Below are 25,146 nucleotides of genomic sequence, written 5' to 3'. Positions count from 1 at the left end.
GAGGCGGATCGTCCGGACGCCTCGCGGCTGTTTGGGGATCGATGACTGAGTATGGCCGGGGCCCCGGCTCCGAACCGTGGCACCCCGAGGACCCGGCGTACGGGCACCAGGGGTGGGAAGGGCAGCAGGCCTACTACCAGCAGACGCGGTACGGGAACGAGCAGGACCCGTACCAGCAGCAGGGTCACGGCGACCAGCAGTACCAGGGCGGGCAGGAGCACTACGCCCAGCGCGACCCCCACCAGGCCGTCCCCCCTCAGCAGGGCCACCCCGATCAGGCCTACTCCGGCCGGCCGTACGACACCGGCACCTGGGACACCGGCCAGCAGGCGGCGATGCCCTACGGGGCGCACGCCCCCGCCGATCCGTACAGCGCCCAGGGGCCCGACCTGTACGGCACCCCCGAGGCGTACCCGCCGCCGCAGCCCCCGGGCCGGCGGCGGGACGAGCCGGAGCGCGAGGAGCCGCAGGAGGAGAGCCACCCGTTCTTCTCGGACGGTGCCATCGACGACGGCGACGACGATGGCGACGACGGTCACGGTGAGGAGCCGGGCGGGTCGAGGCGCGGCGGGGGCGGCCGGGGCCGCCGGGGCGGCAAGCAGAAAAAGAAGAAGAGCCGCAACGGCCTGGCCTGCCTGGTCGTCGCTCTGGTCCTGGCGGGCGGCGCCAGTGGCGTCGTGTACGTCGGTTACCAGTTCTGGCAGGGCCGGTTCGGCGAGGCTCCCGACTTCACGGGCGACGGCACGAACGAGACCGTACAGGTCGAGATCCCCAAGGGCGCCGGCGGTTACGAGATCGCCGCCCTGCTCGTCGAGAACGGCGTGGTCAAGAGCCAGGGGGCCTTCGTCTCCGCCCAGGAGAAGAACCCCAGGGGCAAGAGCATCCAGGACGGCGTCTACACGCTGAAGAAGGGCATGTCCGCCGCCAGCGCGGTCGAGGCGATGCTCAATCCGGAGAACCGGAACGCCCTCACCATTCCTGAAGGCAAGCGGAGCGCGTACATCTACGCGCAGATCGACAAAGAGCTCGAGCTGAAACCGGGAACGACGGAATCGGTCGCCAAGGCGGAGGCCAAAAACCTCGGGCTGCCGGCCTGGGCCACCGGTCACCCCGATCTGAAGGACCCGCTGGAAGGATTCCTCTTCCCCGCCAGTTATCCGGTGGCGAAGGGCGCCAAGCCGGAGGACCTCCTCAAGAAGATGGTCGCCCGGGCCAACGCCGAATACGGCAAGCTCGACATCGAGACGAAGGCCAAGTCGCTGGGTCTGAAGAGCCCTTGGGAGCTTCTGACCGTCGCGAGCCTGGTCCAGGTCGAAGGCAAGTACAAGCACGACTTCGACAAGGTGTCCCGCGTCGTCTACAACCGTCTCAAGCCGAACAACATCGAGACGGTCGGCCGGCTCGAATTCGACTCCACCATCAACTACATCAAGGAAGAAAGCACCCTTGACGTCGGTGCGGTGGCGGACCTGCGCAAGATCGACGACCCGTACAACACCTATGACATCAAGGGTCTGACCCCCGGGCCGATCAGCAACCCCGGCCTCGACGCCATCAAATCCGCACTGAACCCGACACCGGGCCCCTGGTACTACTTCGTCTCGATCAACGAGGACAAGACGGTGTTCTCGGTGACCAATGAGGAGCACAACCGGAACGTGGAGCAGTACGAGAAGGAACGGGAGAAGTCCGGCCAGTGACCACCGTGAAGCGCGCCGCCGTACTCGGCTCACCGATCGACCACTCCCTCTCTCCGGTGCTGCACCGGGCCGCCTACACGGAGCTCGGCCTCGCCCACTGGTCGTACGACAGGTACGAGGTGGACGAGCCGCGGCTCCCCGGGTTCCTGGAGGGGCTGGACGACTCCTGGGCCGGGCTGTCGCTGACCATGCCGCTGAAGCGGGCGGTCATCCCGCTGCTCGACGAGATCACCGCCACGGCCGCCTCCGTCGAGGCGGTGAACACGGTCGTCTTCACCGAGGACGGCCGCCGCGTCGGCGACAACACCGACATCCCGGGCATGCTCGCCGCGCTGCGGGAGCGGGGCGTGGAGAAGGTGGAGACCGCCGCCGTACTCGGCGCGGGGGCCACAGCGTCCTCCGCGCTCGCCGCGCTCTCCCACCTCTGCGCGGGTCCGGTCACCGCGTACGTACGGAGCGAGGCGCGCGCCGAGGAGATGCGGGGCTGGGGCGAGCGGCTCGGCGTCCAGGTCCGTACCGCCGGCTGGGAGCGGGCGGCCGAGGGGCTGGGGGCGCCGCTCGTCATCGCCACCACGCCCGCAGGGGCGACCGACGCGCTCTCCGCCGAGGTCCCCGACCGGCCCGGCACGCTGTTCGACGTGCTGTACGACCCATGGCCCACCGCCCTGGCGGCCGCCTGGTCGTCGCGCGGCGGAGCCGTGGTGGGCGGGCTCGACCTCCTCGTCCACCAGGCCGTCCTCCAGGTGGAGTCGATGACCGGCCGGACGCCCGCGCCCATGGCGGCGATGAGGGCCGCCGGGGAGCGGGCCCTCGCCGCGGGGCACGCGCCGCCCGCCCACTCCTGACGGGCGCCTCAAGTGTCCGCCTGATGGACGGAGCGTCCGCCTTCTGGACCGGTCGTCGGCACGGGCCGCGGACATGGGAGGATCGGGGGAGGCGGGCCAGGGCCGCGCACCCGGTCGCGCCGTCGCAGTCGAGGCGCGAGCATAGGGAGCACCGTTGAGCAGGTTGCGCTGGCTGACCGCGGGGGAGTCGCACGGCCCCGCACTGGTGGCGACGCTGGAGGGCCTTCCCGCCGGCGTCCCGGTCACCACGGAGATGGTGGCGGACCACCTCGCCCGCCGGCGCCTCGGCTACGGGCGTGGCGCGCGCATGAAGTTCGAGCGCGACGAGGTGACCTTCCTCGGCGGCGTACGCCACGGTCTGACCATGGGCTCACCCGTCGCCGTCATGGTCGGCAACACCGAGTGGCCCAAGTGGGAGAAGGTCATGTCGGCCGACCCGGTCGACCCGGCCGAGCTCGCCGAACTGGCCCGCAACGCCCCGCTGACCCGCCCGCGCCCCGGCCACGCCGACCTCGCCGGCATGCAGAAGTACGGGTTCGACGAGGCCCGGCCGGTCCTGGAGCGGGCCAGCGCCCGCGAGACCGCCGCCCGCGTCGCGCTGGGCGCCGTCGCCCGCTCGTACCTGAAGGAGACGGCCGGCATCGAGATCGTGTCGCACGTCGTCGAGCTGGCCGCCGCCAAGGCGCCGTACGGCGTGTACCCGGTCCCGGCCGACGTCGAGAAGCTGGACGCCGACCCGGTGCGCTGCCTGGACGCGGACGCGTCGAAGGCGATGGTGGCCGAGATCGACCAGGCCCACAAGGACGGTGACACCCTCGGCGGTGTCGTGGAGGTCCTCGCCTACGGCGTGCCCGTCGGCCTCGGCTCCCACGTCCACTGGGACCGGCGCCTGGACGCCCGCCTGGCCGCCGCCCTGATGGGCATCCAGGCGATCAAGGGCGTCGAGGTCGGAGACGGCTTCGACCTGGCCCGCGTGCCCGGCTCCAAGGCACACGACGAGATCGTCGCCACCGACGAGGGCCTCAAGCGCACCTCCGGCCGCTCCGGCGGTACGGAGGGCGGACTCACCACGGGCGAGCTGCTGCGTGTCCGCGCCGCCATGAAGCCCATCGCGACCGTGCCCCGGGCGCTCAGGACCGTCGACGTCGTCACCGGCGAGGCCACCGCCGCGCACCACCAGCGCTCCGACGTCTGCGCGGTCCCGGCCGCCGGCATCGTCGCCGAGGCGATGGTCGCCCTGGTCCTCGCCGACGCCGTCGCGGAGAAGTTCGGCGGCGACAGCGTGGCGGAGACCCGCCGCAACGTCCGCTCGTACCTCGACAACCTCCACATCCGGTGAGCACCGGCCCCCTGATCGTCCTGGTCGGCCCGATGGGCTCCGGCAAGTCCACCGTGGGCGCGCTGCTCGCCGAGCGGCTCGGCGCGCCCTACCGGGACACGGACGCCGACATCGTGGCCGCCGAGGGACGCGAGATCTCCGACATCTTCGTCGAGGACGGCGAGGAGCACTTCCGCGCCCTTGAACGCGCGGCCGTCCGCGCCGCCGTCGCCGAGCACACGGGTGTCCTCGCCCTAGGCGGCGGCGCCGTCCTCGACGCCGGCACCCGCGAGCTGCTCGCCGGGCGGCCGGTCGTCTACCTGTCGATGGACGTCGAGGAGGCGGTCCGCCGCGTCGGCCTGAACACCGCCCGCCCGCTGCTCGCCGTCAACCCGCGCCGCCAGTGGCGCGAGCTGATGGAGGCCCGGCGCCATCTGTACACCGAAGTCGCCCGGGTCGTCGTCGCCACCGACGACAGGACCCCCGAAGAGGTCGCCGAGGCGGTCCTCGACGCACTGGAGCTGAAGAAGTGACTGACCAGGCAGTGACCCGCATCCAGGTCGGCGGCACGGCCGGCACCGACCCGTACGAGGTGCTGGTCGGCCGGCAGCTGCTCGGCGAACTCGCCGGCATCGTCGGCCCGCGCGCGAAGCGCGTCGCCGTGATCCACCCGGAGGCGCTCGCCGAGACCGGCGAGGCGCTGCGCGCCGACCTCGCGGACCAGGGGTACGAGGCGGTCGCCATCCAGGTGCCGAACGCCGAGGAGGCCAAGACGGCCGAGGTCGCGGCGTACTGCTGGAAGGCGCTCGGCCAGAGCGGCTTCACCCGCACCGACGTCATCGTCGGTGTGGGCGGCGGCGCCACCACCGACCTCGCCGGCTTCGTGGCGGCCACCTGGCTGCGCGGTGTGCGCTGGATCGCGGTGCCCACCACCGTCCTGGCGATGGTCGACGCGGCCGTCGGCGGCAAGACCGGTATCAACACCGCCGAGGGCAAGAACCTCGTCGGCGCCTTCCACCCGCCCGCCGGTGTCCTGTGCGACCTCGCCGCGCTGGACTCGCTGCCGGTGCACGACTACGTCAGCGGCCTGGCCGAGGTCATCAAGGCCGGTTTCATCGCCGACCCGGTCATCCTGGACCTGATCGAGGCCGACCCGGCCGCCGCGCGCACCCCCGCCGGCCCGCACACCGCCGAGCTGATCGAGCGGTCCATCCGCGTCAAGGCGGACGTGGTCTCCAGCGACCTCAAGGAGTCCGGCCTCCGCGAGATCCTCAACTACGGCCACACCCTCGCCCACGCCATCGAGAAGAACGAGCGCTACAAGTGGCGCCACGGCGCGGCGGTGTCCGTGGGCATGGTCTTCGCCGCAGAGCTGGGCCGCCTCGCCGGCCGGCTCGACGACGCCACCGCCGACCGGCACGGCGCGGTCCTGGAATCCGTCGGCCTGCCCCTCACCTACCGCGGCGACCAGTGGCCCAAGCTCCTGGAGACCATGAAGGTCGACAAGAAGTCCCGCGGTGACCTGCTGCGGTTCATCGTCCTCGACGGCCTCGCCAAGCCGACGGTCCTCGAAGGCCCGGACCCCGCCATCCTCGTCGCCGCGTACGGGGAGGTCTCCGCATGACACGCAGGGTCCTGGTCCTCAACGGCCCCAACCTCGGCCGCCTCGGTTCGCGGGAGCCCGACGTCTACGGCGCGACGTCCTACGCCGGACTGGTGGACACCTGCCGGACGCTCGGCAAGGAACTGGGCTTCGACGTCGACGTACGCGAGACCAACGACGAGGGCGAGATGATCCGCTGGCTGCACGAGGCGGCCGACGGCTCGCTCCCGGTCGTCATCAACCCGGGCGCCTTCACGCACTACTCGTACGGGATGAGGGACGCGGCCGCCCAGCGCACCGCCCCCCTCATCGAGGTGCACATCTCCAACCCGTACGCGCGTGAGGAGTTCCGGCACACCTCCGTGGTGGCGGCGGTCGCCACCGGCACCGTCGCGGGCTTCGGCATCGGCTCCTACCGACTCGCCCTGCGCGCCCTCGCGGACGAACTCACCGACTGACCGGGCACCTCGGACCGTCCCCGGCCGTTTCACCCAACAGCGGCCGGGGAGGGTACGGTTCGGTAACGGACGACCCGAACGGGCGCCCGACCAGCGTCAGTCGCACGAGACGGAGTGGCACCGGATGCAGCACGCAGTGGGGGCTCCGCTGCCGCCGCCCCACCAGCCGGGGCACGCAGCCACCGGATGGACGACCCAGGCCGCGGCCCATCACCCGGGCCCGCCGCCACCCCAGGGGCCTCCCGCCCCGCCCCCGGCCGCACCCCCCTCGGGGGCCGCTCCGGCGCACCCGCCCGCCCAGGGCTGGGCCGCGCCCGCCGCACCGCCGGCCGACGTCACGGGTCACCTCCACCTCCCGCCCGGCGGGCCGGTCGCCGCACCGCCGCCCGCGGACCACGGCGCCGGCACGGGCACCGCCACACTCGCCGTGCTCCTCATCGGCCCGGCCGGTGCGGGCAAGACGACCGTCGCCCGGCACTGGGCGAACCACCGCCGCGTGCCCACCGCGCACATCAGCCTCGACGACGTCCGCGAGTGGGTCTGCGCCGGCTTCGCCGACCCCCAGGACGGCTGGAACGACCAGTCGGAGGCCCAGTACCGTCTGGCCCGCCGCACCTGCGGCTTCGCCGCCCGGAACTTCCTCGCCAACGGCATCTCCTGCATCCTCGACGACGCCGTCTTCCCCGACCGCCCCGTCGTCGGCCTCGGTGGCTGGAAGCGGCACGTCGGACCGGGCCTCCTGCCCGTCGTGCTCCTCCCCGGCCTGGAGATCGTCCTGGAGCGCAACGCCGAGCGCACCGGCAACCGCCGCCTGTCGGACGAGGAGGTCGCCGGCATCCACGGCCGGATGGCCGGGTGGTACGGCTCCGGGCTGCCGATCATCGACAACTCCAAGTACGACGTGGAAACCACCGCCCGCGTCCTGGACGACGTCCTCGCCCGCGCCATAGCCAGCCCGCCGTCCTTCTAGACAGCCGCCACGAGCACCGAGCGCGGCGCTCGCCGAGGGCGCGGTGATGGCGCCGACGGGCGCGCGGCGGCCGCCCCATCGGGCGCGACGGTCGCCACGTGCGCCGAGCCCGGCGCACGGCGGCCACGGCCGCCCGCCTTCGCCGCCACGGCCCCTCGGTGCCACGGTCGCCACCGGGCGGACAGGCCCCATGGGTGTGCGGGTGCCCTGTGGGCGTGCAGGCGCCCCATGGGTGTCCTCCGCCGCCACCGGTCGTGAGGGCGCCACGGCTGCCCCTCGCCTCCACGCGCCGCTTCAGCTCCACGGCTGCCACCGGGCGGGCAGGCCCCACGGGCGGGCAGGCCCCATGGGTGTGCGGGTGCCCCATGCACGTGCAGGCGCCATGGGCCTGAAGGTGCCACGGTGTGACGTGAAAGGGCGGGACGCCCGGACGGGGCTGTCCGGGCGTCCCGCCCCTGGGGCCGGCCGCGCTCAGTGGGAGGACGACTCCACCAGTCGGCGCACGTTCTCCAGCCGGCCGCAGTCGTCCGCCAGCTGCTGCGCGCGGGCCTTCTCGAACGCCGCGCCGAGTTCGGCGCGGCGTTCGAGCGAGACGTTCTCGCGCGCGTCGTTGAGGAGCGTCCGCTCCTCCTCGTCCGCGTGGTGGTTCACCGCCGTGACGAGCTCCTCGAGCTTCTCGTCCCACTCCTCGGAGCCGGTGTCCTCGACTTCGAGCAGCGCCAGGAGGGCCTCGTTGCCTTCTTCGTGTTCGTGCACGCTGTGCTCGACGTCCTCGTCGTCCACGTTCTTGTAACGCCGCAGCGCGGGGTAGACCTCGCTCTCCTCCGCCGCGGCGTGGGCCACGAGCAGGGCGGCGAACTCCTTCAGCGCGCCGGCCCGGTCCGCCTGGACGTTGCGCATCGCCCGGAACAGCTCCTCCATCCTGCGGTGGTCGCGCAGGATCAGCTCGATGACGTCGGTGGTCGTGGTGGCGGTGCTGGCCGGCATGGTGACTCCTTCGAACCGTGACGATTGCGTCCGGTCCGCCGGATACCCCGGTTTCGGCGGTTGACTACCGCGGGCCTGTCCGCCGTGCGGGGGCGTGAGCGCCCCGGTCGGTCCCGCCCGACCTGCCGAGCGGCGTGGGCGCTCGTAGGCTCGGGGCATGTCAGAGGTGTTTGCGGACCGCCGAGGGCGGCTGCGTGACCGGTGCGCGGCGTCCGGCTCTGCGGCGGCCCTGGTCTCCCGTCCCGCCAATGTCCGGTATCTCGCCGGCGGAGCGCCCCCGGGCGCCGTTCTCCTGCTGGGCGCCGGCGACGACGTACTGCTGTGTCCCCGCACGCCGTCCGGCGATCCCGTGGAGGGACGCCTCGACGAACGGCTTCGGCTCGTCGTGCTGCCCGCGGCCGGGTCCGACCCGGCCGTCGCGGCGGTCGGCTTCGCCGGCCGGGAGGGGGCGGAGGTGCTCGCGGTGGAGGAGCACCACCTGAGTGTGGCCCGCCACCGGGCGATGGGCGCGGCCGCTCCCCAGGTGCGCCTGGCGGACCTCGGCACCGCCATCGAGCAGGAACGGATCGTCAAGGACGAGGACGAGATCACCTGCCTCCGGATCGCCGCGGAGATCACCGACCAGGCGCTCGGCGAACTCCTGGAGTCCATCCTCGTCGGCCGCACCGAACGCCACCTCGCCCTCGAACTGGAACGCCGGCTGGTGGACCACGGCGCCGACGGCCCCGCGTTCGCCACCTCCGTCGCGACGGGCCCCAACTCCGGCCGGGGCGGCCACCGGCCTTCCGACCGCCGGGTCGAGGAGGGCGATTTCCTCTCCGTCTGCCTGGGCGCCAACTACCGCGGTTACCGCTGCGAGATCGGCCGGACCTTCGTCATCGGCACCTCGCCCGCGGACTGGCAGATCGAGCTGTACGACCTCGTCTTCGCCGCTCAGCGGGCCGCCCGCGAGGCCCTGACCCCGGGCATGGCGTACCGCGACGTGGATCGGGCGGCCCGCCAGATCCTGGACGGCGCCGGGTACGGCGAGTGCGTCGCACCCGTCCTCGGACACGGTGTGGGGCTCGAAATCGAGGAGGACCCGCAGTTGGCACCCGGCGCCATGGGTAAACTGGACGCTTGTGTGCCGGTCACCGTCGAACCGGGGGTCCACCTCCCGGGCCGGGGCGGTGTCCGGATCGATGACACGCTCGTCGTGCGCCAGGAGGCGGACGGCGGACCCGAGCTACTCACCATCACGACCAAGGAGCTGCTCGCGCTGTAGCGCGTGGAGCACCACGCCTCGGTCGTCCACCAGCGTCAGTCCAGGAGATTCCGCAACCGTGGCTTCCACGAACGACCTCAAGAACGGCATGGTGCTCAAGCTCGACAACGACCAGCTCTGGTCCGTGGTCGAGTTCCAGCACGTCAAGCCCGGCAAGGGCCCGGCCTTCGTGCGCACCAAGCTCAAGAACGTGCTCTCCGGCAAGATCGTCGACAAGACGTTCAACGCCGGTGTGAAGGTCGAGACGGCCACCGTCGACCGCCGCGACATGCAGTTCTCGTACATGGACGGCGAGTACTTCGTCTTCATGGACATGCAGACCTACGACCAGCTGCACGTCTCCCGGGCCGCCGTCGGCGACGCCGCGAACTTCCTGGTCGAGGGCTTCACCGCCACCGTCGCCACGCACGAGGGCGAGGTGCTCTACGTCGAGCTCCCCGCCGCCGTCGAGCTGACCATCCAGGAGACCGAGCCGGGCGTCCAGGGCGACCGCTCCACCGGTGGCACCAAGCCGGCCATCCTGGAGACCGGTCACCAGATCCAGGTCCCGCTCTTCATCACCACCGGTGAGAAGATCAAGGTCGACACCCGCACGAGCGACTACCTCGGCCGGGTGAACAGCTAACCGTGGCTGCCCGGAACAAGGCCCGTAAGCGCGCCTTCCAGATCCTCTTCGAGGCCGACCAGCGCGGTGTGTCCGTGCAGGAGGTCCTCGCGGACTGGGTCCGGCACGCCCGGTCCGACGACCGGCAGCCGCCGGTCAGCGAGTACACGATGGAGCTCGTCGAGGGGTACGCGCAGTACGCCGGCCGGATCGACGAGCTCATCGCCACCTACGCGGAGGGCTGGGCGCTCGACCGGATGCCGGTCGTGGACCGCAACATCCTGCGCCTCGGTGCGTACGAGCTCGTCTGGGTGGACGGCACGCCGGACGCGGTGGTGATCGACGAGGCGGTGCAGCTCGCCAAGGAGTTCTCCACCGACGAGTCCCCGTCGTTCGTCAACGGCATGATGGCCCGCTTCAAGGACCTCAAGCCGAAGCTCCGCCGGGACTGACCCGGAACCTTCCGGAACCCCCCGGAACCCCGTTCTGCCCGAAGGGCCCGCAGCGCGTCTCGCGCGGCGGGCCCTTCGGCTTCGGCTCCGGCGGGTGGCGCCGGGGCAGAAGAAGGCCGCCGGGACGGAGGACACCCGTAGGCTCCCCCCGCGCCCGGCGGCAACGTTTCTGCTGTAGTGGGACCGGCTGTCAGGCCTCCTCGTGCGCCACCGCACGGCGCGCGTCCGCGTCCAGCACGCCCCAGCTGATCAGCTGCTCGGTCAGCACCGAGGGCGACTGGTCGTAGATGACCGCCAGCGTGCGCAGGTCGTCCTGGCGGATCGACAGCACCTTGCCGTTGTAGTCACCGCGCTGTGACTGGATCGTCGCCGCGTAGCGCTGCAGCGGGCCCGCCTTCTCCGCCGGGACGTGAGCCAGGCGCTCCAGGTCCAGGACGAGCTTCGGCGGCGGCTCGGCAGCTCCGCCCGGCGTGGTGCCCGGCAGCAGCTCCTGTACCGGGACGCCGTAGAAGTCGGCCAGCTCGGCGAGGCGCTGTACGGTCACGGCACGGTCGCCGCGCTCGTACGAACCGACCACCACGGCCTTCCAGCGGCCCTGGGACTTCTCCTCCACCCCGTGGAGGGAGAGGCCCTGCTGGGTGCGGATGGCACGGAGCTTGGCCCCGAGCTGTTTTGCGTATTCGCTGGACATATAGCTCCCGGGACGAAGGCTGGTAACTCACTGTGAGGTTACGCAGCGTTACTTGGCTGCGTCAAGCCGAATGGTCCGTACCGACGGCGTGCACCGGGCCGGATACGAGCCGCTCCCCGGCCCTGGTACCGTGGGTGACGCAATTCCGACGTCCTTTAAGGTCCGTCCCGTGAGGCGGAGAAGGAGGTCCGTTTCGTATGGACGCCAATCAGCAGTCCGATGCCGCGCGCCCCGTCCTCGAGGGCCCCGACATCGCGCGGGTACTGACCCGTATCGCCCATGAGATCGTCGAGCGGGCCAAGGGTGCCGACGACGTGGTCCTCCTCGGCATCCCCACGCGCGGCGTCTTCCTCGCCCGCCGCCTCGCCGACAAGCTCGAGCAGATCACCGGCCGCAAGGTGCCGGTCGGCTCGCTCGACATCACCATGTACCGCGACGATCTGCGGATGCGGCCCGCCCGCGCGCTCGCCCGCACCGAGATCCCCGGCGACGGCATCGACGCCCGTCTCGTCGTCCTCGTCGACGACGTGCTCTTCTCCGGCCGCACCATCCGCGCCGCACTCGACGCGCTCGGCGACATCGGCCGCCCGCGCGCCGTACAGCTCGCGGTCCTCGTCGACCGCGGCCACCGCGAACTCCCGATCCGCGCCGACTACGTCGGCAAGAACCTCCCCACGTCGCTGCGGGAGACGGTCAAGGTCCAGCTCTCCGAGGAGGACGGTCGCGACACCGTGCTGCTCGGCCTGCGGGAGACCGCCCCCACCGCTCCGGCCGGCGAGCGGTAGCACCCCCGTACGACCCCTTCGTACGGTGCGCCACCGCCGCGCGCCCGCATGCCTGCCGGGCCTGTCCCGCACAGGTCCCACTCGGCTCTCTGCCTCCACAAACTGGAGAAACACCCCAAGATGATGCGCCACCTCATCTCGGCCGCCGACCTCACCCGCGACGACGCCGTCCTCATCCTCGACACCGCCGAGGAGATGGCCCGGGTCGCCGACCGGCCGATCAAGAAGCTGCCCACTCTCCGCGGCCGCACCGTCGTCAACCTCTTCTTCGAGGACTCGACACGCACCCGCATCTCCTTCGAGGCCGCCGAGAAGCGCCTCTCCGCCGACGTCATCAACTTCAGCGCCAAGGGTTCCTCGGTGTCCAAGGGGGAGTCCCTCAAGGACACCGCGCAGACCCTGGAGGCGATGGGCGTCGACGCCGTCGTCATCCGGCACGGGGCCTCGGGCGCCCCTTACCGGCTGGCCACCTCCGGCTGGATCGACGCCGCCGTCATCAACGCGGGTGACGGCACCCACCAGCACCCCACCCAGGCTCTGCTGGACGCCTTCACCATGCGCCGCCGGCTCGTCGGCCGGGACGCCGGGCTCGGCCAGGACCTCGCGGGCAAACGGATCACCATCGTCGGTGACGTCCTGCACAGCCGCGTCGCCCGCTCCAACGTCGACCTGCTGCACACCCTCGGCGCCGAGGTCACCCTCGTCGCCCCGCCCACGCTCGTCCCGGTCGGCGTCGGGAACTGGCCCTGCGAGGTGTCGTACGACCTCGACAGCACCCTGCCGACGTCCGACGCCGTGATGATGCTCCGCGTCCAGCGCGAGCGCATGAACGCCGCGTTCTTCCCCACCGAGCGCGAGTACTCACGCCGCTACGGCCTCGACGGCGAGCGCATGGCGAAGATGCCCGGGCACGCCGTGGTGATGCACCCCGGCCCGATGGTGCGTGGCATGGAGATCACCGCCGAGGTGGCCGACTCCGACCGCTGCACGGTCGTCGAGCAGGTCGCCAACGGCGTCTCGATCCGCATGGCCGTCCTGTACCTGCTGCTCGGCGGCAACGAGTCCGCCGTCGCCAACACCCGTACCGAGGAGAAGTAAGACAGATGAGCAAGACCCTGATCCGTGGTGCGAAGGTGCTGGGCGGCGAGGTCCAGGACGTCCTGATCGACGGTGAGACCGTCGCCCGGGTGGGCACGGGCCTGGAAGCCGGAGGCGGCACCGTCGTCGAGGCGGAGGGAAGGATTCTTCTGCCGGGCCTGGTCGACCTCCACACCCACCTGCGCGAACCGGGCCGCGAGGACTCCGAGACGGTCCTCACCGGCACCCGGGCGGCCGCGAGCGGCGGCTACACGTCCGTGTTCGCCATGGCCAACACCTTCCCCGTCGCCGACACCGCCGGTGTCGTCGAGCAGGTCTACCGGCTCGGCCGGGAGCACGGCTACTGCGACGTGCAGCCCATCGGCGCCGTCACCGTCGGCCTGGAGGGCAGGAAGCTCGCCGAGCTGGGCGCCATGCACGAGTCCGCGGCCGGCGTCACCGTCTTCTCCGACGACGGCAAGTGCGTCGACGACGCGGTGATGATGCGCCGCGCCCTGGAGTACGTGAAGGCCTTCGGCGGCGTCGTCGCCCAGCACGCCCAGGAACCCCGCCTCACCGAGGGCGCCCAGATGAACGAGGGCGTCGTCTCCGCCGAGCTGGGTCTGGGCGGGTGGCCGGCCGTCGCGGAGGAGTCGATCATCGCCCGCGACGTGCTGCTCGCCGAGCACGTCGGCTCCCGCGTCCACATCTGCCACCTGTCGACCGCCGGGTCCGTCGAGATCGTCCGCTGGGCCAAGTCGCGCGGCATCGACGTCACCGCCGAGGTCACCCCGCACCACCTCCTCCTGACCGACGAACTGGTCCGCTCGTACAACCCGGTCTACAAGGTCAACCCGCCGCTGCGCACCGAGCGCGACGTCATGGCGCTGCGCGAGGCGCTGGCCGACGGCACGATCGACATCGTCGCCACCGACCACGCCCCGCACCCGCACGAGGACAAGGACTGCGAGTGGGCCGCGGCCGCCATGGGCATGGTCGGCCTGGAGACCGCGCTCTCCGTCGTGCAGCACACGATGGTCGAGACCGGCCTGCTGGACTGGGCCGGAGTCGCCGACCGCATGTCGTTCGCGCCCGCGCGGATCGGCCGCGCCACCGGCCACGGACGCCCCGTCTCGGCTGGTGAGCCCGCCAACCTCACCCTCGTCGATCCGGCATACCGTGGTGCCGTGGACCCCGCGGGCTTCGCCTCCCGCAGCCGCAACACGCCCTACGAGGGCCGCGAGCTGCCGGGGCGTGTCACCCACACCTTCCTGCGGGGCCGGGCGACGCTCATGGACGGGAAACTGGCGTGACACTCTTCGAACTGGCCGCGGAGCAGAAATCCGCCGAGGTGACCGACTGGGCCGCCCGGCTCGGCTGGGTCGCCGGACTGCTGCTCTTCATCGCCCTCGTCTACTGGCTGATGCGCCAGGGGTGGAAGTGGCGCGGCAGTCTCCAGTCCGGTCTCCCGGACCTGCCCGCCGCGCCGGACGCCCCCGGTGCGGCGAGACTGACGATGAGCGGGCGCTACCACGGCTCCACCACCGCCGGGCAGTGGCTCGACCGGATCGTCGCGCACGGCCTGGGTACCCGCAGCCGTGTGGAGCTGACGCTCACCGACGCGGGCCTGGACGTCGTACGCCCCGGGGCGCGCGACTTCTTCGTCCCGGCCGGCCGGCTGCGCGGGGCCCGGCTCGACAAGGGCATCGCGGGCAAGGTCCTCGCCGAGGGCGGCCTGCTGGTCGTCACCTGGGAACACGGCGACACCCTGATCGACTCCGGTTTCCGCTCCGACCGGGCGGCGGAGCACACCACCTGGGCCGACACTCTGAACACCATGATCACCACGACGGAAGGCACCGCACGATGACCACCTCCACCCGGGGAACCAGGGTTCCCGCCGTACTCGTCCTGGAGGACGGCCGCATCTTCCGCGGCCGTGCCTACGGGGCCGTGGGGGAGACCTTCGGCGAGGCCGTCTTCTCCACCGGCATGACCGGCTACCAGGAGACCCTGACCGACCCGTCGTACCACCGCCAGGTCGTCGTGATGACCGCGCCGCACGTCGGCAACACCGGTGTCAACGACGAGGACCCCGAGTCCGGGAAGATCTGGGTCGCCGGCTACGTCGTCCGCGACCCCGCCCGCGTCCCCTCCAACTGGCGCTCCCGCCGCACGCTCGACGACGAGCTGGCCGCCCAGGGCGTCGTGGGCATCAGCGGCATCGACACCCGCGCCCTCACCCGCCACCTCCGGGAGCGCGGCGCCATGCGCGTCGGCATCTTCTCCGGCGAGGCGATCGCGGACGACGCGGCCCTGCTCGCCAAGGTCCAGGGCGCCCCGCAGATGAAGGGCGCGAACCTGGCCGCCGAGGTGGCGACGGAGGAGCCGTACGTCGTTCCCGCCATCGGCGAGAAGAGGTTCACCGTCGCCGCCGTCGACCTCGGCATCAAGGGCATGACCCCGCACCGGATGGCCGAGCGCGGCATCGAGGTGCATGTGCTGCCCGCCACCGCCACCGCCGAGGACGTCTACGCCGTCGGCCCCGACGGTGTGTTCTTCTCCAACGGCCCCGGCGACCCCGCCACCGCCGACGGCCCCGTCTCCGTGATGCAGGCCGTCCTGGCGCGGAAGACACCCCTGTTCGGCATCTGCTTCGGCAACCAGATCCTGGGCCGCGCGCTCGGCTTCGGCACCTACAAGCTGAAGTACGGCCACCGCGGCATCAACCAGCCCGTGCAGGACCGTACGACCGGCAAGGTCGAGGTCACCGCGCACAACCACGGCTTCGCCGTCGACGCACCCCTCGACAAGGTGTCCGACACCCCCTACGGCCGCGCCGAGGTCTCCCACGTCTGTCTGAACGACAACGTGGTGGAGGGCCTCCAGCTGCTCGACCAGCCGGCCTTCAGCGTCCAGTACCACCCCGAAGCGGCAGCCGGACCGCACGACGCCGCGTACCTCTTCGACCGCTTCGTATCCCTGATGGAGGCCGAGCGTGCCTAAGCGCACCGATATCCAGTCCGTCCTGGTCATCGGCTCCGGCCCGATCGTCATCGGCCAGGCCGCCGAGTTCGACTACTCAGGCACCCAGGCGTGCCGCGTCCTCAAGTCCGAGGGTCTGCGCGTCATCCTGGTGAACTCCAACCCGGCGACGATCATGACCGACCCGGAGATCGCCGACGCCACGTACGTCGAGCCGATCACCCCGGAGTTCGTCGAGAAGATCATCGCCAAGGAGCGCCCCGACGCGCTCCTGCCCACCCTCGGCGGCCAGACCGCCCTCAACACCGCCATCTCCATGCACGAGCAGGGTGTGCTGGAGAAGTACGGTGTCGAGCTGATCGGCGCCAACGTCGAGGCCATCCACAAGGGCGAGGACCGCGACCTGTTCAAGGGCGTCGTGGAGGCCGTCCGCGCCAAGATCGGCCACGGCGAGTCCGCCCGTTCGGTGATCTGCCACTCCATGGACGACGTCCTCAAGGGCGTCGAGACGCTCGGCGGCTACCCCGTCGTCGTCCGCCCCTCCTTCACCATGGGCGGCGCCGGCTCGGGCTTCGCCCACGACGAGGAGGAACTGCGCCGCATCGCCGGCCAGGGTCTGACGCTGTCCCCCACCACCGAGGTGCTCCTGGAGGAGTCCATCCTCGGCTGGAAGGAGTACGAGCTGGAGCTGATGCGCGACAAGCACGACAACGTCGTGGTCGTCTGCTCCATCGAGAACTTCGACCCGATGGGCGTGCACACCGGCGACTCGATCACCGTCGCCCCGGCGATGACCCTCACCGACCGCGAGTACCAGATCCTCCGTGACGTCGGCATCGCGATCATCCGTGAGGTCGGCGTCGACACGGGCGGCTGCAACATCCAGTTCGCGGTCAACCCCGAGGACGGCCGGGTCATCGTCATCGAGATGAACCCGCGTGTCTCCCGCTCCTCCGCGCTCGCCTCGAAGGCCACCGGATTCCCGATCGCGAAGATCGCCGCTCGGCTCGCCGTCGGCTACACGCTCGACGAGATCCCCAACGACATCACCGAGAAGACACCGGCCTCCTTCGAGCCGACTCTCGACTACGTCGTCGTCAAGGCACCCCGATTCGCCTTCGAGAAGTTCCCGTCCGCCGACTCCACGCTCACCACGACCATGAAGTCGGTCGGCGAGGCCATGGCCATCGGGCGGAACTTCACCGAGGCCCTCCAGAAGGCCCTGCGCTCCCTGGAGAAGAAGGGCAGCCAGTTCAGCTTCACCGGCGAGCCCGGCGACAAGGACGAGTTGCTGCGGGAGGCCGTGCGCCCCACCGACGGCCGCATCAACACCGTCATGCAGGCCATCCGGGCCGGCGCCACACCGCAGGAGGTCTTCGACTCCACGAAGATCGACCCCTGGTTCGTCGACCAGATGTTCCTGATCAAGGAGATCGCCGACGAGCTCGCCGCCGCCGAGAAGCTCGGCCCCGAGCTGCTGGCCGAGGCCAAGCGCCACGGCTTCTCCGACGCCCAGATCGCCGGGATCCGCGGCCTGCGCGAGGACGTCGTCCGCGAGGTCCGCCACGCCCTCGGTGTCCGCCCGGTCTACAAGACGGTCGACACCTGCGCCGCCGAGTTCGCCGCCAAGACCCCGTACTTCTACTCCTCGTACGACGAGGAGAGCGAGGTCGCGCCGCGCGAGAAGCCCGCGGTGATCATCCTGGGCTCCGGCCCCAACCGCATCGGCCAGGGCATCGAGTTCGACTACTCGTGCGTCCACGCCTCCTTCGCCCTGAGCGACGCGGGCTACGAGACCGTGATGGTCAACTGCAACCCCGAGACGGTCTCGACCGACTACGACACCTCCGACCGCCTGTACTTCGAGCCGCTGACGCTCGAGGACGTGCTGGAGATCGTCCACGCCGAGACCCTCGCCGGCCCCGTCGCGGGCGTCGTCGTCCAGCTCGGGGGCCAGACCCCGCTGGGCCTCGCCCAGGCGCTCAAGGACAACGGCGTGCCGGTCGTCGGCACCCCGCCGGAGGCCATCCACGCCGCCGAGGACCGCGGCGCCTTCGGGCAGGTCCTCGCCGAGGCCGGCCTGCCCGCCCCCAAGCACGGCACCGCGACCACCTTCGCCGGCGCCAAGGCCATCGCCGACGAGATCGGCTACCCCGTCCTCGTACGCCCGTCGTACGTGCTCGGCGGACGCGGCATGGAGATCGTGTACGACGAGGCGCGCCTGGAGGCGTACATCGCCGAGTCGACCGAGATCTCCCCGACCCGCCCGGTGCTGGTCGACCGGTTCCTCGACGACGCCATCGAGATCGACGTCGACGCCCTGTACGACGGCACCGAGCTCTACCTCGGCGGCGTCATGGAGCACATCGAGGAGGCCGGCATCCACTCCGGCGACTCGGCCTGCGCCCTGCCCCCGATCACGCTCGGCGGCTTCGACATCAAGCGCCTGCGCGCCTCCACCGAGGCGATCGCCAAGGGCGTCGGCGTCCGCGGCCTGATCAACATCCAGTTCGCGATGGCCGGGGACATCCTGTACGTCCTGGAGGCCAACCCCCGCGCCTCCCGGACCGTCCCCTTCACCTCCAAGGCGACCGCCGTGCCGCTGGCGAAGGCCGCCGCCCGCATCTCGCTCGGTGCCACCATCGCCGAGCTGCGCGAGGAGGGCCTGCTGCCGAGGAACGGCGACGGCGGCACCCTGCCGCTGGACGCGCCGATCTCCGTCAAGGAGGCCGTGATGCCGTGGTCGCGCTTCCGCGACGTGCACGGGCGCGGCGTCGACACGGTGCTCGGCCCGGAGATGCGCTCCACCGGCGAGGTCATGGGCATCGACGCGGTCTTCGGCACCGCGTACGCCAAGTCGCAGGCCGGCGCCTACGGCCCGCTGCCCACCAAGGGCCGCGCCTTCATCTCGGTCGCCAACCGCGACAAGCGCTCGATGATCTTCCCCGCCCGCGAGCTGGTCGCCCACGGCTTCGAGCTGCTGGCCACCTCCGGCACCGCCGAGGTCCTCAAGCGCAACGGCATCAGCGCCACCGTCGTGCGCAAGCAGTCCGAGGGCGAGGGCCCGGGCGGTGAGAAGACCATCGTCGGCCTCATCCACGACGGCGAGGTCGACCTCATCGTCAACACCCCCTACGGCACCGGCGGCCGCCTCGACGGCTACGAGATCCGCACCGCGGCCGTGGCCCGCGGTGTCCCGTGCCTGACGACGGTCCAGGCGCTCGCCGCCGCCGTCCAGGGCATCGACGCGCTCAACCACGGCGGAGTGGGTGTCCGCTCCCTCCAGGAACACGCACAGCACCTGATCGCGGCCCGCGACTAGCAGCCCACGAGGGGGACACCGGAAACGGTGTCCCCCTCCTCATGAGGACACCACCACCATGTACAAGCTCTTCTTCCGGCTGTTCTTCACCCGGATGGACCCCGAACGGGCTCATCACCTGGCCTTCCGCTGGATCCGGCTCGCCGCCCGCGTCCCCGTGCTGCGCACCTTCCTCGCCGCCGCGCTCGCCCCCCGCCACAAGGAGCTGCGCACCGAGGCGTTCGGGCTGCGGATGCACGGCCCGTTCGGCCTCGCCGCCGGCTTCGACAAGAACGCCGTCGCCATCGACGGCATGGCGATGCTCGGTTTCGACCACGTCGAGATCGGCACGGTCACCGGCGAGCCACAGCCCGGCAACCCCAGGAAGCGCCTCTTCCGCCTCGTGCCGGACCGCGCCCTGATCAACCGCATGGGCTTCAACAACGACGGCTCGGCCGCCGTCGCGGCCCGCCTCCACGCGCGCGTGCCGGTCTTCAGGACGGTCGTCGGCGTCAACATCGGCAAGACCAAGGTCGTCCCGGAGGCCGAGGCGGCCGCCGACTACGTGAAGTCGACCGAGCGGCTCGCCCGCCACGCCGACTACCTGGTCGTCAACGTCTCCTCGCCGAACACCCCGGGGCTGCGCAACCTCCAGGCCACGGAGTCCCTCAGGCCCCTCCTGACGGCCGTCCGCGAGGCCGCCGACCGCACGGTCACCGACCGCCGTGTCCCGCTCCTCGTCAAGATCGCGCCCGACCTGGCCGACGAGGACGTCGACGCGGTCGCTGACCTCGCCGTCGAACTGGGCCTGGACGGCATCATCGCCACCAACACCACCATCGCCCGCGAGGGCCTGAAGTCACCGGCGCACCTCACCGGCGAGACCGGCGGCCTGTCGGGCGCGCCGCTCAAGCAGCGCTCCCTGGAGGTGCTGCGCCGCCTCCACGCGCGCGTGGGCGACCGCCTCACCCTCGTCGGCGTCGGCGGCATCGAGAACGCCGAGGACGCCTGGCAGCGCATCCTGGCCGGTGCCACGCTGGTCCAGGGCTACAGCGCCTTCGTCTACGAGGGCCCCTTCTACGCCCGCGCCATCCACAAGGGCCTCGCGGCCCGGCTGAACGCCTCCCCGTACGCCACCCTCGCCGAGGCCGTCGGCGCCGACACCCGGAAGGCCGCGGTATGAGCCCGCTCGAACCCTTCGGCGCCCGCCTCCGGCACGCCATGGACGCCCGTGGCCCGCTGTGCGTCGGTATCGACTCGCACGGCTCCCTGCTGTCCGCGTGGGGCCTGAACGACGACGTACCGGGCCTGGAGCGCTTCACGCGCACGGTCGTCGAGGCCCTCGCCGACCGGGTGGCGGTCTTCAAGCCGCAGAGCGCCTTCTTCGAGCGGTTCGGCTCGCGCGGCATCGCCGTCCTGGAGAAGGCCGTCGCGGACCTGCGGGAGGCGGGCGCGCTGGTCGTCATGGACGCCAAGCGCGGCGACATCGGCTCCACGATGGCCGCCTACGCGGAGACGTTCCTCCACGAGGACTCGCCGCTCTTCGCCGACGCCCTCACCGTCTCCCCGTACCTCGGGTACGGCTCCCTGGAGCCGGCCGTCGACCTGGCACGCCGGAGCGGCTGCGGCCTGTTCGTCCTGGCCCTCACCTCCAACCCGGAGGGCGCCGAGGTCCAGCGCGCGGTGCGCACCGAGGACCCGGCCGGCCGCACCGTCGCCGCGGCCATGCTGGCCCACCTCGCCGCCGACAACGCGGGCCAGACCCCCCTCGGGTCCTTCGGCGCGGTCGTGGGCGCCACGCTCGGCGACCTCTCCGCGTACGACCTGGACATCAACGGCCCGCTGCTCGCACCCGGCATCGGCGCCCAGGGCGCGACCCCGGCCGATCTGCCGTCCGTCTTCGGCAAGGCCGTGCGCAATGTCGTCCCGAGCGTCAGCCGGGGCGTGCTGCGCCACGGACCGGACGCGGCGCCGCTGCGCGCGGCGGCGGAGCGGTACGCCGACGAGGTACGGGCGGCGGTCGGCGCCTGACGCCCGCCAGCCCCTCTTTCGGAGCCCACGGTCACCCCGAGGTGACCGTGGGTTCCGGCGTCGGGGGTGTGACGCACCTCACCTTCGACGTGCCCGTCGGGGCCATGGTCGGAATCTGCGCGGAAAACCGGGTCGTTATGTCGTTAATGTCTGGGTAGATCGATGCTGACCAGGACTTTTCCGCTGTTCTCGCTGACTCTGGCGGCCATGGCCGCTAGTCTCCGACGCAGAGCCAACGTGCACTGCGTTGCTCGTTGCTCCCCTGGTGTGGGCCGACTAGGTTCCTCACCGGTCCGTATCCGACAGTTCGACATCCGAGGTGACGTAGGCGTGGCTCTTCCGCCCCTTACCCCTGAACAGCGCGCAGCCGCGCTCGAAAAGGCCGCCGCGGCTCGCCGGGAGCGGGCCGAGGTCAAGAATCGACTCAAGCACTCCGGCGCCTCGCTCCAGGAGGTCATCAAGCAGGGCCAGGAGAACGAGGTCATCGGCAAGATGAAGGTCTCCGCCCTCCTGGAGTCCCTGCCGGGCGTGGGCAAGGTCCGCGCCAAGCAGATCATGGAGCGGCTCGGCATCTCCGAGAGCCGCCGTGTCCGGGGTCTCGGTTCCAACCAGATCGCCTCCCTGGAGCGCGAGTTCGGCAGCACCGGGGCCTGACGTCCGGGGCACTGGAGTAAACCTGGAATAATCGCCCCATGGCAGCAACATCCCGGGGGACCGCCCCCGAGCCCCCGGACGTACGTCCGCGACTGACCGTGCTCTCCGGCCCCTCCGGGGTCGGCAAGAGCACGGTCGTCGCTCATATGCGCAAGGTCCACCCCGAGGTCTGGTTGTCGGTGTCCGCCACGACCCGCATGCCGCGGCCCGGCGAGCGGGACGGTGTGCAGTACCACTTCGTCACCGACGACGAGTTCGACAAGCTGGTCGCCAACGGTGAGCTGCTGGAGTGGGCCGAGTTCGCCGGCAACCGCTACGGGACGCCGCGCCGGGCGGTACTGGAGCGGCTCGAAGCGGGCGAGCCCGTGCTGCTGGAGATCGACCTCCAGGGCGCGCGGCTGGTCCGCGAGTCGATGCCGGAGGCACAGCTGGTCTTCCTGGCGCCGCCGAGCTGGGAGGAGCTGGTCCGCCGGCTGACCGGCCGGGGCACCGAGCCGCCGGAGGTCATCGAGCGGCGTCTGGAGGCGGCCAAGATCGAACTGGCGGCGGAGTCCGAGTTCGACACCACCCTCGTCAACACCTCCGTCGAGGACGTAGCCCGTGAGCTGCTAGCCTTGATGCAAGTTGTTTGATCTTTGTCCCATTTTCCAGAAGTTTTTCGGAAGGTAGAGCGTGTCCTCTTCCATCACCGCGCCCGAGGGCATCATCAACCCGCCGATCGACGAGCTGCTCGAGGCCACTGACTCGAAGTACAGCCTCGTGATCTACGCGGCCAAGCGTGCGCGTCAGATCAACGCGTACTACTCGCAGCTCGGTGAGGGCCTGCTGGAGTACGTCGGTCCGCTGGTGGACACCCACGTCCACGAGAAGCCGCTCTCGATCGCCCTGCGGGAGATCAACGCGGGTCTGCTGACCTCCGAGGCCATCGAGGGCCCGGCCCAGTAGGCGCCCCACCGCACGAACCATGACAGGCCCGGTGGACACTCCGCCGGGCCTGTGGTGTGTCATGGACTCGTACGACTCGTGCGACTCGTACGAGTCACGGAGCCGGGAGGCGTTGAGTGGACAAGCCGAAGGTCGTCCTCGGGGTCAGCGGCGGCATCGCCGCCTACAAGGCGTGCGAGCTGCTGCGGCGGCTCACCGAGTCCGGCCATGACGTACGGGTCGTTCCGACCGCGTCCGCCCTGAACTTCGTCGGCGCGGCCACCTGGTCCGCACTGTCCGGGTACCCCGTCTCGACCGAGGTCTGGTCGGACGTCCACGAGGTGCCGCACGTCCGCATCGGGCAGCACGCCGACCTCGTGGTCGTCGCCCCGGCCACGGCCGACATGCTGGCCAAGGCCGCCCACGGCCTCGCCGACGACCTGCTGACCAACACCCTCCTCACCGCCCGGTGCCCGGTGGTCTTCGCGCCCGCGATGCACACCGAGATGTGGGAGCACCCGGCCACCCAGGAGAACGTCGCCACGCTGCGACGCCGTGGCGCCCTCGTGATCGAGCCGGCCGTGGGCCGGCTCACCGGCGCCGACACCGGCAAGGGCCGGCTGCCCGACCCCGGCCGGATCTTCGACGTCTGCCGCCGGGTGCTCGCGCGCGGCGCCGCCGTCGGCCCCGACCTCGCGGGCCGCCATGTCGTGGTGAGCGCCGGCGGCACCCGTGAGCCGCTGGACCCGGTGCGCTACCTGGGGAACCGTTCCTCCGGCAAGCAGGGGTACGCCCTGGCCGGGACCGCCGCCGCCCGGGGCGCCCGGGTGACGCTGATCGAGGCCAACACGGGCCTGCCGGACCCGGCGGGCGTGGAGGTCGTCCGCGTGGGCACCGCCGTGCAGCTGCGCGAGGCGGTACTCAAGGCGGCGGCCGACGCGGACGCCGTGGTGATGGCCGCGGCCGTCGCGGACTTCCGCCCCGCCGCGTACGCCGAAGGCAAGATCAAGAAGAAGGACGGCCAGGAGCCGGTCCCCATCACGCTCGTACGCAACCCGGACATCCTGGCCGAGATCTCGGTGGAGCGGGCACGTCCGGACCAGGTGATCGTCGGCTTCGCCGCCGAGACGGACGATGTTTTGGCCAATGGTCGGGACAAGCTCCGTCGCAAGGGCTGCGATCTGCTCGTGGTGAACGAGGTGGGGGAGCGCAAGACCTTCGGCTCCGAGGAGAACGAGGCCGTGGTGCTGGCCGCGGACGGCGCGGAGACGCCCGTACCGTACGGGCCGAAGGAGGCCCTGGCGGAGACGGTCTGGGACCTCGTCGTTCCACGGCTCGCCGGGCCGGTCGACGGCGACTCGGACAAATCGGAATGAATTTCTGAATTCGCCCCTTTGGGGGGATGAAACCCTAAGAAAACCGGCGTTCCGGCCCGAAGTGAGAGCCGATCCTCCGCTCGAGGACCCGGCAGATGTGGCCGATCACCCTCCCACCGTGCGAGACACCTGGTCCAACGGCCGAGAGCGCCCGATAAACTGTCCTCGGAACGACGCGGGGCGCAGCCCCCTGCCGGTCCGCAAATGATCAGCCAGCAGCCGCTGCAAACCCAGGGAGCGTTGTGTCCCGTCGTCTCTTCACCTCGGAGTCCGTGACCGAGGGTCACCCCGACAAGATCGCTGACCAGATCAGCGACACGATTCTCGATGCGCTGCTGCGGGAGGACCCCACCTCCCGTGTCGCCGTGGAAACGTTGATCACCACCGGTCTGGTGCACGTGGCCGGTGAGGTGACGACCAAGGCGTACGCCGACATTCCCACGCTCGTGCGCAACAAGATCCTGGAGATCGGTTACGACTCCTCGAAGAAGGGCTTCGACGGCGCGTCGTGCGGCGTCTCGGTCTCGATCGGCGCGCAGTCGCCGGACATCGCGCAGGGTGTCGACACCGCGTACGAGAAGCGTGTGGAGGGTGCCGCCGCAGGTGACGAAGGTGACGAGCTCGACAAGCAGGGCGCGGGCGACCAGGGGTTGATGTTCGGGTACGCGTCGGACGAGACGCCGGAGCTGATGCCGCTGCCGATCCATGTCGCGCACCGGTTGTCCAAGCGCCTGACGGAGGTCCGTAAGAACGGCACCATCCCTTACCTGCGTCCCGACGGCAAGACCCAGGTCACCATCGAGTACGACGGCGACAAGGCCGTCCGTCTGGACACGGTGGTCGTCTCCTCCCAGCACGCCTCGGACATCGACCTCGAGTCGCTGCTGGCGCCGGACATCCGTGAGTTCGTCGTCGAGCACGTCCTCAAGCAGCTTCTGGACGACGGGATCAAGCTCGACACCGATGGCTACCGGCTGCTGGTCAATCCGACCGGGCGGTTCGAGATCGGTGGTCCGATGGGTGACGCCGGTCTGACCGGCCGCAAGATCATTATTGACACGTACGGCGGTATGGCCCGCCATGGTGGCGGTGCGTTCTCCGGCAAGGACCCGTCCAAGGTC

General features: G+C 71.1%; 25 protein-coding genes. 23 read left to right on the top strand and 2 right to left on the bottom strand.

The window, feature by feature from the left end:
- Positions 1-41 precede the first annotated feature (41 nt).
- The 7 genes from mltG to ABD347_RS30485 all read left to right on the top strand — a co-directional run bounded on the left by mltG (position 42) and on the right by ABD347_RS30485 (position 6,894).
- The gene (gene mltG, locus ABD347_RS30515) at positions 42-1,700 is read left to right on the top strand and encodes an endolytic transglycosylase MltG (protein WP_344367241.1); all 1,659 of its coding nucleotides are present in this window, start codon (positions 42-44) and stop codon (positions 1,698-1,700) included.
- Positions 1,697-2,545 (top strand): shikimate dehydrogenase, encoded by an 849-nt coding sequence (locus ABD347_RS30510; RefSeq protein ID WP_344367239.1) that lies wholly within the window; start codon positions 1,697-1,699, stop codon positions 2,543-2,545. The genes mltG and ABD347_RS30510 overlap by 4 nt, the downstream gene beginning before the upstream one ends.
- A gap of 154 nt (positions 2,546-2,699) precedes the next feature.
- Complete coding sequence (aroC, locus tag ABD347_RS30505) at positions 2,700-3,884, top strand: chorismate synthase (RefSeq protein WP_344367238.1); 1,185 nt, start codon at positions 2,700-2,702, stop codon at positions 3,882-3,884.
- Positions 3,881-4,396 carry a shikimate kinase gene (locus tag ABD347_RS30500; protein WP_344367236.1) on the top strand — a complete coding sequence of 172 codons (516 nt, stop codon included), beginning with the start codon at positions 3,881-3,883 and terminating at the stop codon, positions 4,394-4,396. Before aroC ends, ABD347_RS30500 begins: the two co-directional genes overlap by 4 nt.
- Positions 4,393-5,487: a 3-dehydroquinate synthase gene (gene aroB / locus ABD347_RS30495; RefSeq protein ID WP_344367234.1), complete on the top strand. Its 1,095-nt coding sequence runs from the start codon at positions 4,393-4,395 to the stop codon at positions 5,485-5,487. The genes ABD347_RS30500 and aroB overlap by 4 nt, the downstream gene beginning before the upstream one ends.
- Positions 5,484-5,924, top strand: a complete 441-nt coding sequence (gene aroQ, locus ABD347_RS30490) for a type II 3-dehydroquinate dehydratase (RefSeq protein ID WP_344367232.1) — start codon at positions 5,484-5,486, stop codon at positions 5,922-5,924. Before aroB ends, aroQ begins: the two co-directional genes overlap by 4 nt.
- A 124-nt stretch (positions 5,925-6,048) precedes the next feature.
- A complete protein-coding gene (locus ABD347_RS30485) occupies positions 6,049-6,894 on the top strand; it encodes a Pro-rich N-terminal domain-containing protein (protein WP_344367230.1) in 846 nt (281 codons plus the stop codon).
- Between the two features lie 471 nt (positions 6,895-7,365).
- Here the strand turns inward: ABD347_RS30485 and ABD347_RS30480 are convergent, their stop codons facing one another.
- Positions 7,366-7,881 (bottom strand): hemerythrin domain-containing protein, encoded by a 516-nt coding sequence (locus tag ABD347_RS30480; RefSeq protein ID WP_344367229.1) that lies wholly within the window; start codon positions 7,879-7,881, stop codon positions 7,366-7,368.
- 157 nt (positions 7,882-8,038) lie between these two features.
- Between ABD347_RS30480 and ABD347_RS30475 the strand changes: the two genes are divergently transcribed.
- The 3 genes from ABD347_RS30475 to nusB are packed head-to-tail and all read left to right on the top strand — an operon-like array spanning position 8,039 to position 10,201.
- A complete protein-coding gene (locus ABD347_RS30475) occupies positions 8,039-9,145 on the top strand; it encodes an aminopeptidase P family protein (RefSeq protein WP_344367227.1) in 1,107 nt (368 codons plus the stop codon).
- Positions 9,146-9,203: 58 nt separating this feature from the next.
- Positions 9,204-9,770, top strand: a complete 567-nt coding sequence (efp, locus tag ABD347_RS30470) for an elongation factor P (RefSeq protein WP_290114661.1) — start codon at positions 9,204-9,206, stop codon at positions 9,768-9,770.
- Between the two features lie 2 nt (positions 9,771-9,772).
- Positions 9,773-10,201 carry a transcription antitermination factor NusB gene (nusB, locus tag ABD347_RS30465; protein WP_344367225.1) on the top strand — a complete coding sequence of 143 codons (429 nt, stop codon included), beginning with the start codon at positions 9,773-9,775 and terminating at the stop codon, positions 10,199-10,201.
- 190 nt (positions 10,202-10,391) lie between these two features.
- Here the strand turns inward: nusB and bldD are convergent, their stop codons facing one another.
- Complete coding sequence (gene bldD / locus ABD347_RS30460) at positions 10,392-10,892, bottom strand: transcriptional regulator BldD (RefSeq protein ID WP_064068023.1); 501 nt, start codon at positions 10,890-10,892, stop codon at positions 10,392-10,394.
- Positions 10,893-11,089: 197 nt separating this feature from the next.
- On the opposite strand from bldD, the gene pyrR reads away from it, so the two are divergent.
- From pyrR to metK, 13 genes are all read left to right on the top strand, one after another.
- Positions 11,090-11,677, top strand: coding sequence for a bifunctional pyr operon transcriptional regulator/uracil phosphoribosyltransferase PyrR (gene pyrR, locus ABD347_RS30455; protein ID WP_344367222.1), 588 nt, complete (start codon positions 11,090-11,092; stop codon positions 11,675-11,677).
- Between the two features lie 120 nt (positions 11,678-11,797).
- Entirely contained in the window at positions 11,798-12,775 is a 978-nt protein-coding gene (locus tag ABD347_RS30450; protein WP_344367220.1) for an aspartate carbamoyltransferase catalytic subunit, read from the top strand.
- A 5-nt stretch (positions 12,776-12,780) separates the two neighbouring features.
- Positions 12,781-14,067: a dihydroorotase gene (locus ABD347_RS30445; RefSeq protein ID WP_344367218.1), complete on the top strand. Its 1,287-nt coding sequence runs from the start codon at positions 12,781-12,783 to the stop codon at positions 14,065-14,067.
- The gene (locus ABD347_RS30440; protein ID WP_344367216.1) at positions 14,064-14,624 is read left to right on the top strand and encodes a PH-like domain-containing protein; all 561 of its coding nucleotides are present in this window, start codon (positions 14,064-14,066) and stop codon (positions 14,622-14,624) included. The genes ABD347_RS30445 and ABD347_RS30440 overlap by 4 nt, the downstream gene beginning before the upstream one ends.
- Positions 14,621-15,760 (top strand): glutamine-hydrolyzing carbamoyl-phosphate synthase small subunit, encoded by a 1,140-nt coding sequence (carA, locus tag ABD347_RS30435; RefSeq protein ID WP_344367214.1) that lies wholly within the window; start codon positions 14,621-14,623, stop codon positions 15,758-15,760. Before ABD347_RS30440 ends, carA begins: the two co-directional genes overlap by 4 nt.
- The gene (gene carB / locus ABD347_RS30430; RefSeq protein ID WP_344367212.1) at positions 15,753-19,061 is read left to right on the top strand and encodes a carbamoyl-phosphate synthase large subunit; all 3,309 of its coding nucleotides are present in this window, start codon (positions 15,753-15,755) and stop codon (positions 19,059-19,061) included. Before carA ends, carB begins: the two co-directional genes overlap by 8 nt.
- Before the next feature lie 58 nt (positions 19,062-19,119).
- A complete protein-coding gene (locus ABD347_RS30425; RefSeq protein ID WP_344367211.1) occupies positions 19,120-20,223 on the top strand; it encodes a quinone-dependent dihydroorotate dehydrogenase in 1,104 nt (367 codons plus the stop codon).
- A complete protein-coding gene (gene pyrF / locus ABD347_RS30420) occupies positions 20,220-21,071 on the top strand; it encodes an orotidine-5'-phosphate decarboxylase (protein WP_344367209.1) in 852 nt (283 codons plus the stop codon). Before ABD347_RS30425 ends, pyrF begins: the two co-directional genes overlap by 4 nt.
- A 330-nt stretch (positions 21,072-21,401) precedes the next feature.
- Entirely contained in the window at positions 21,402-21,725 is a 324-nt protein-coding gene (locus ABD347_RS30415) for an integration host factor (protein WP_064068014.1), read from the top strand.
- A 38-nt stretch (positions 21,726-21,763) separates the two neighbouring features.
- On the top strand, positions 21,764-22,357 hold the full coding sequence (gene gmk, locus ABD347_RS30410; protein WP_344367207.1) for a guanylate kinase: 594 nt from the start codon (positions 21,764-21,766) through the stop codon (positions 22,355-22,357).
- Between the two features lie 40 nt (positions 22,358-22,397).
- Positions 22,398-22,670 (top strand): DNA-directed RNA polymerase subunit omega, encoded by a 273-nt coding sequence (gene rpoZ, locus ABD347_RS30405; RefSeq protein ID WP_005319902.1) that lies wholly within the window; start codon positions 22,398-22,400, stop codon positions 22,668-22,670.
- Between the two features lie 116 nt (positions 22,671-22,786).
- Positions 22,787-24,025, top strand: coding sequence for a bifunctional phosphopantothenoylcysteine decarboxylase/phosphopantothenate--cysteine ligase CoaBC (coaBC, locus tag ABD347_RS30400; RefSeq protein ID WP_344367204.1), 1,239 nt, complete (start codon positions 22,787-22,789; stop codon positions 24,023-24,025).
- 242 nt (positions 24,026-24,267) lie between these two features.
- A partial coding sequence (gene metK, locus ABD347_RS30395) for a methionine adenosyltransferase (RefSeq protein ID WP_344367202.1) occupies positions 24,268-25,146 on the top strand: 879 nt, incomplete at its 3' end.

Source organism: Streptomyces gobitricini, assembly GCF_039532985.1.
Taxonomy (GTDB): domain Bacteria; phylum Actinomycetota; class Actinomycetes; order Streptomycetales; family Streptomycetaceae; genus Streptomyces; species Streptomyces gobitricini.
The sequence above is the reverse complement of the archived record's forward strand: the minus strand, read 5'-3'. Positions and strand labels throughout refer to the sequence as shown.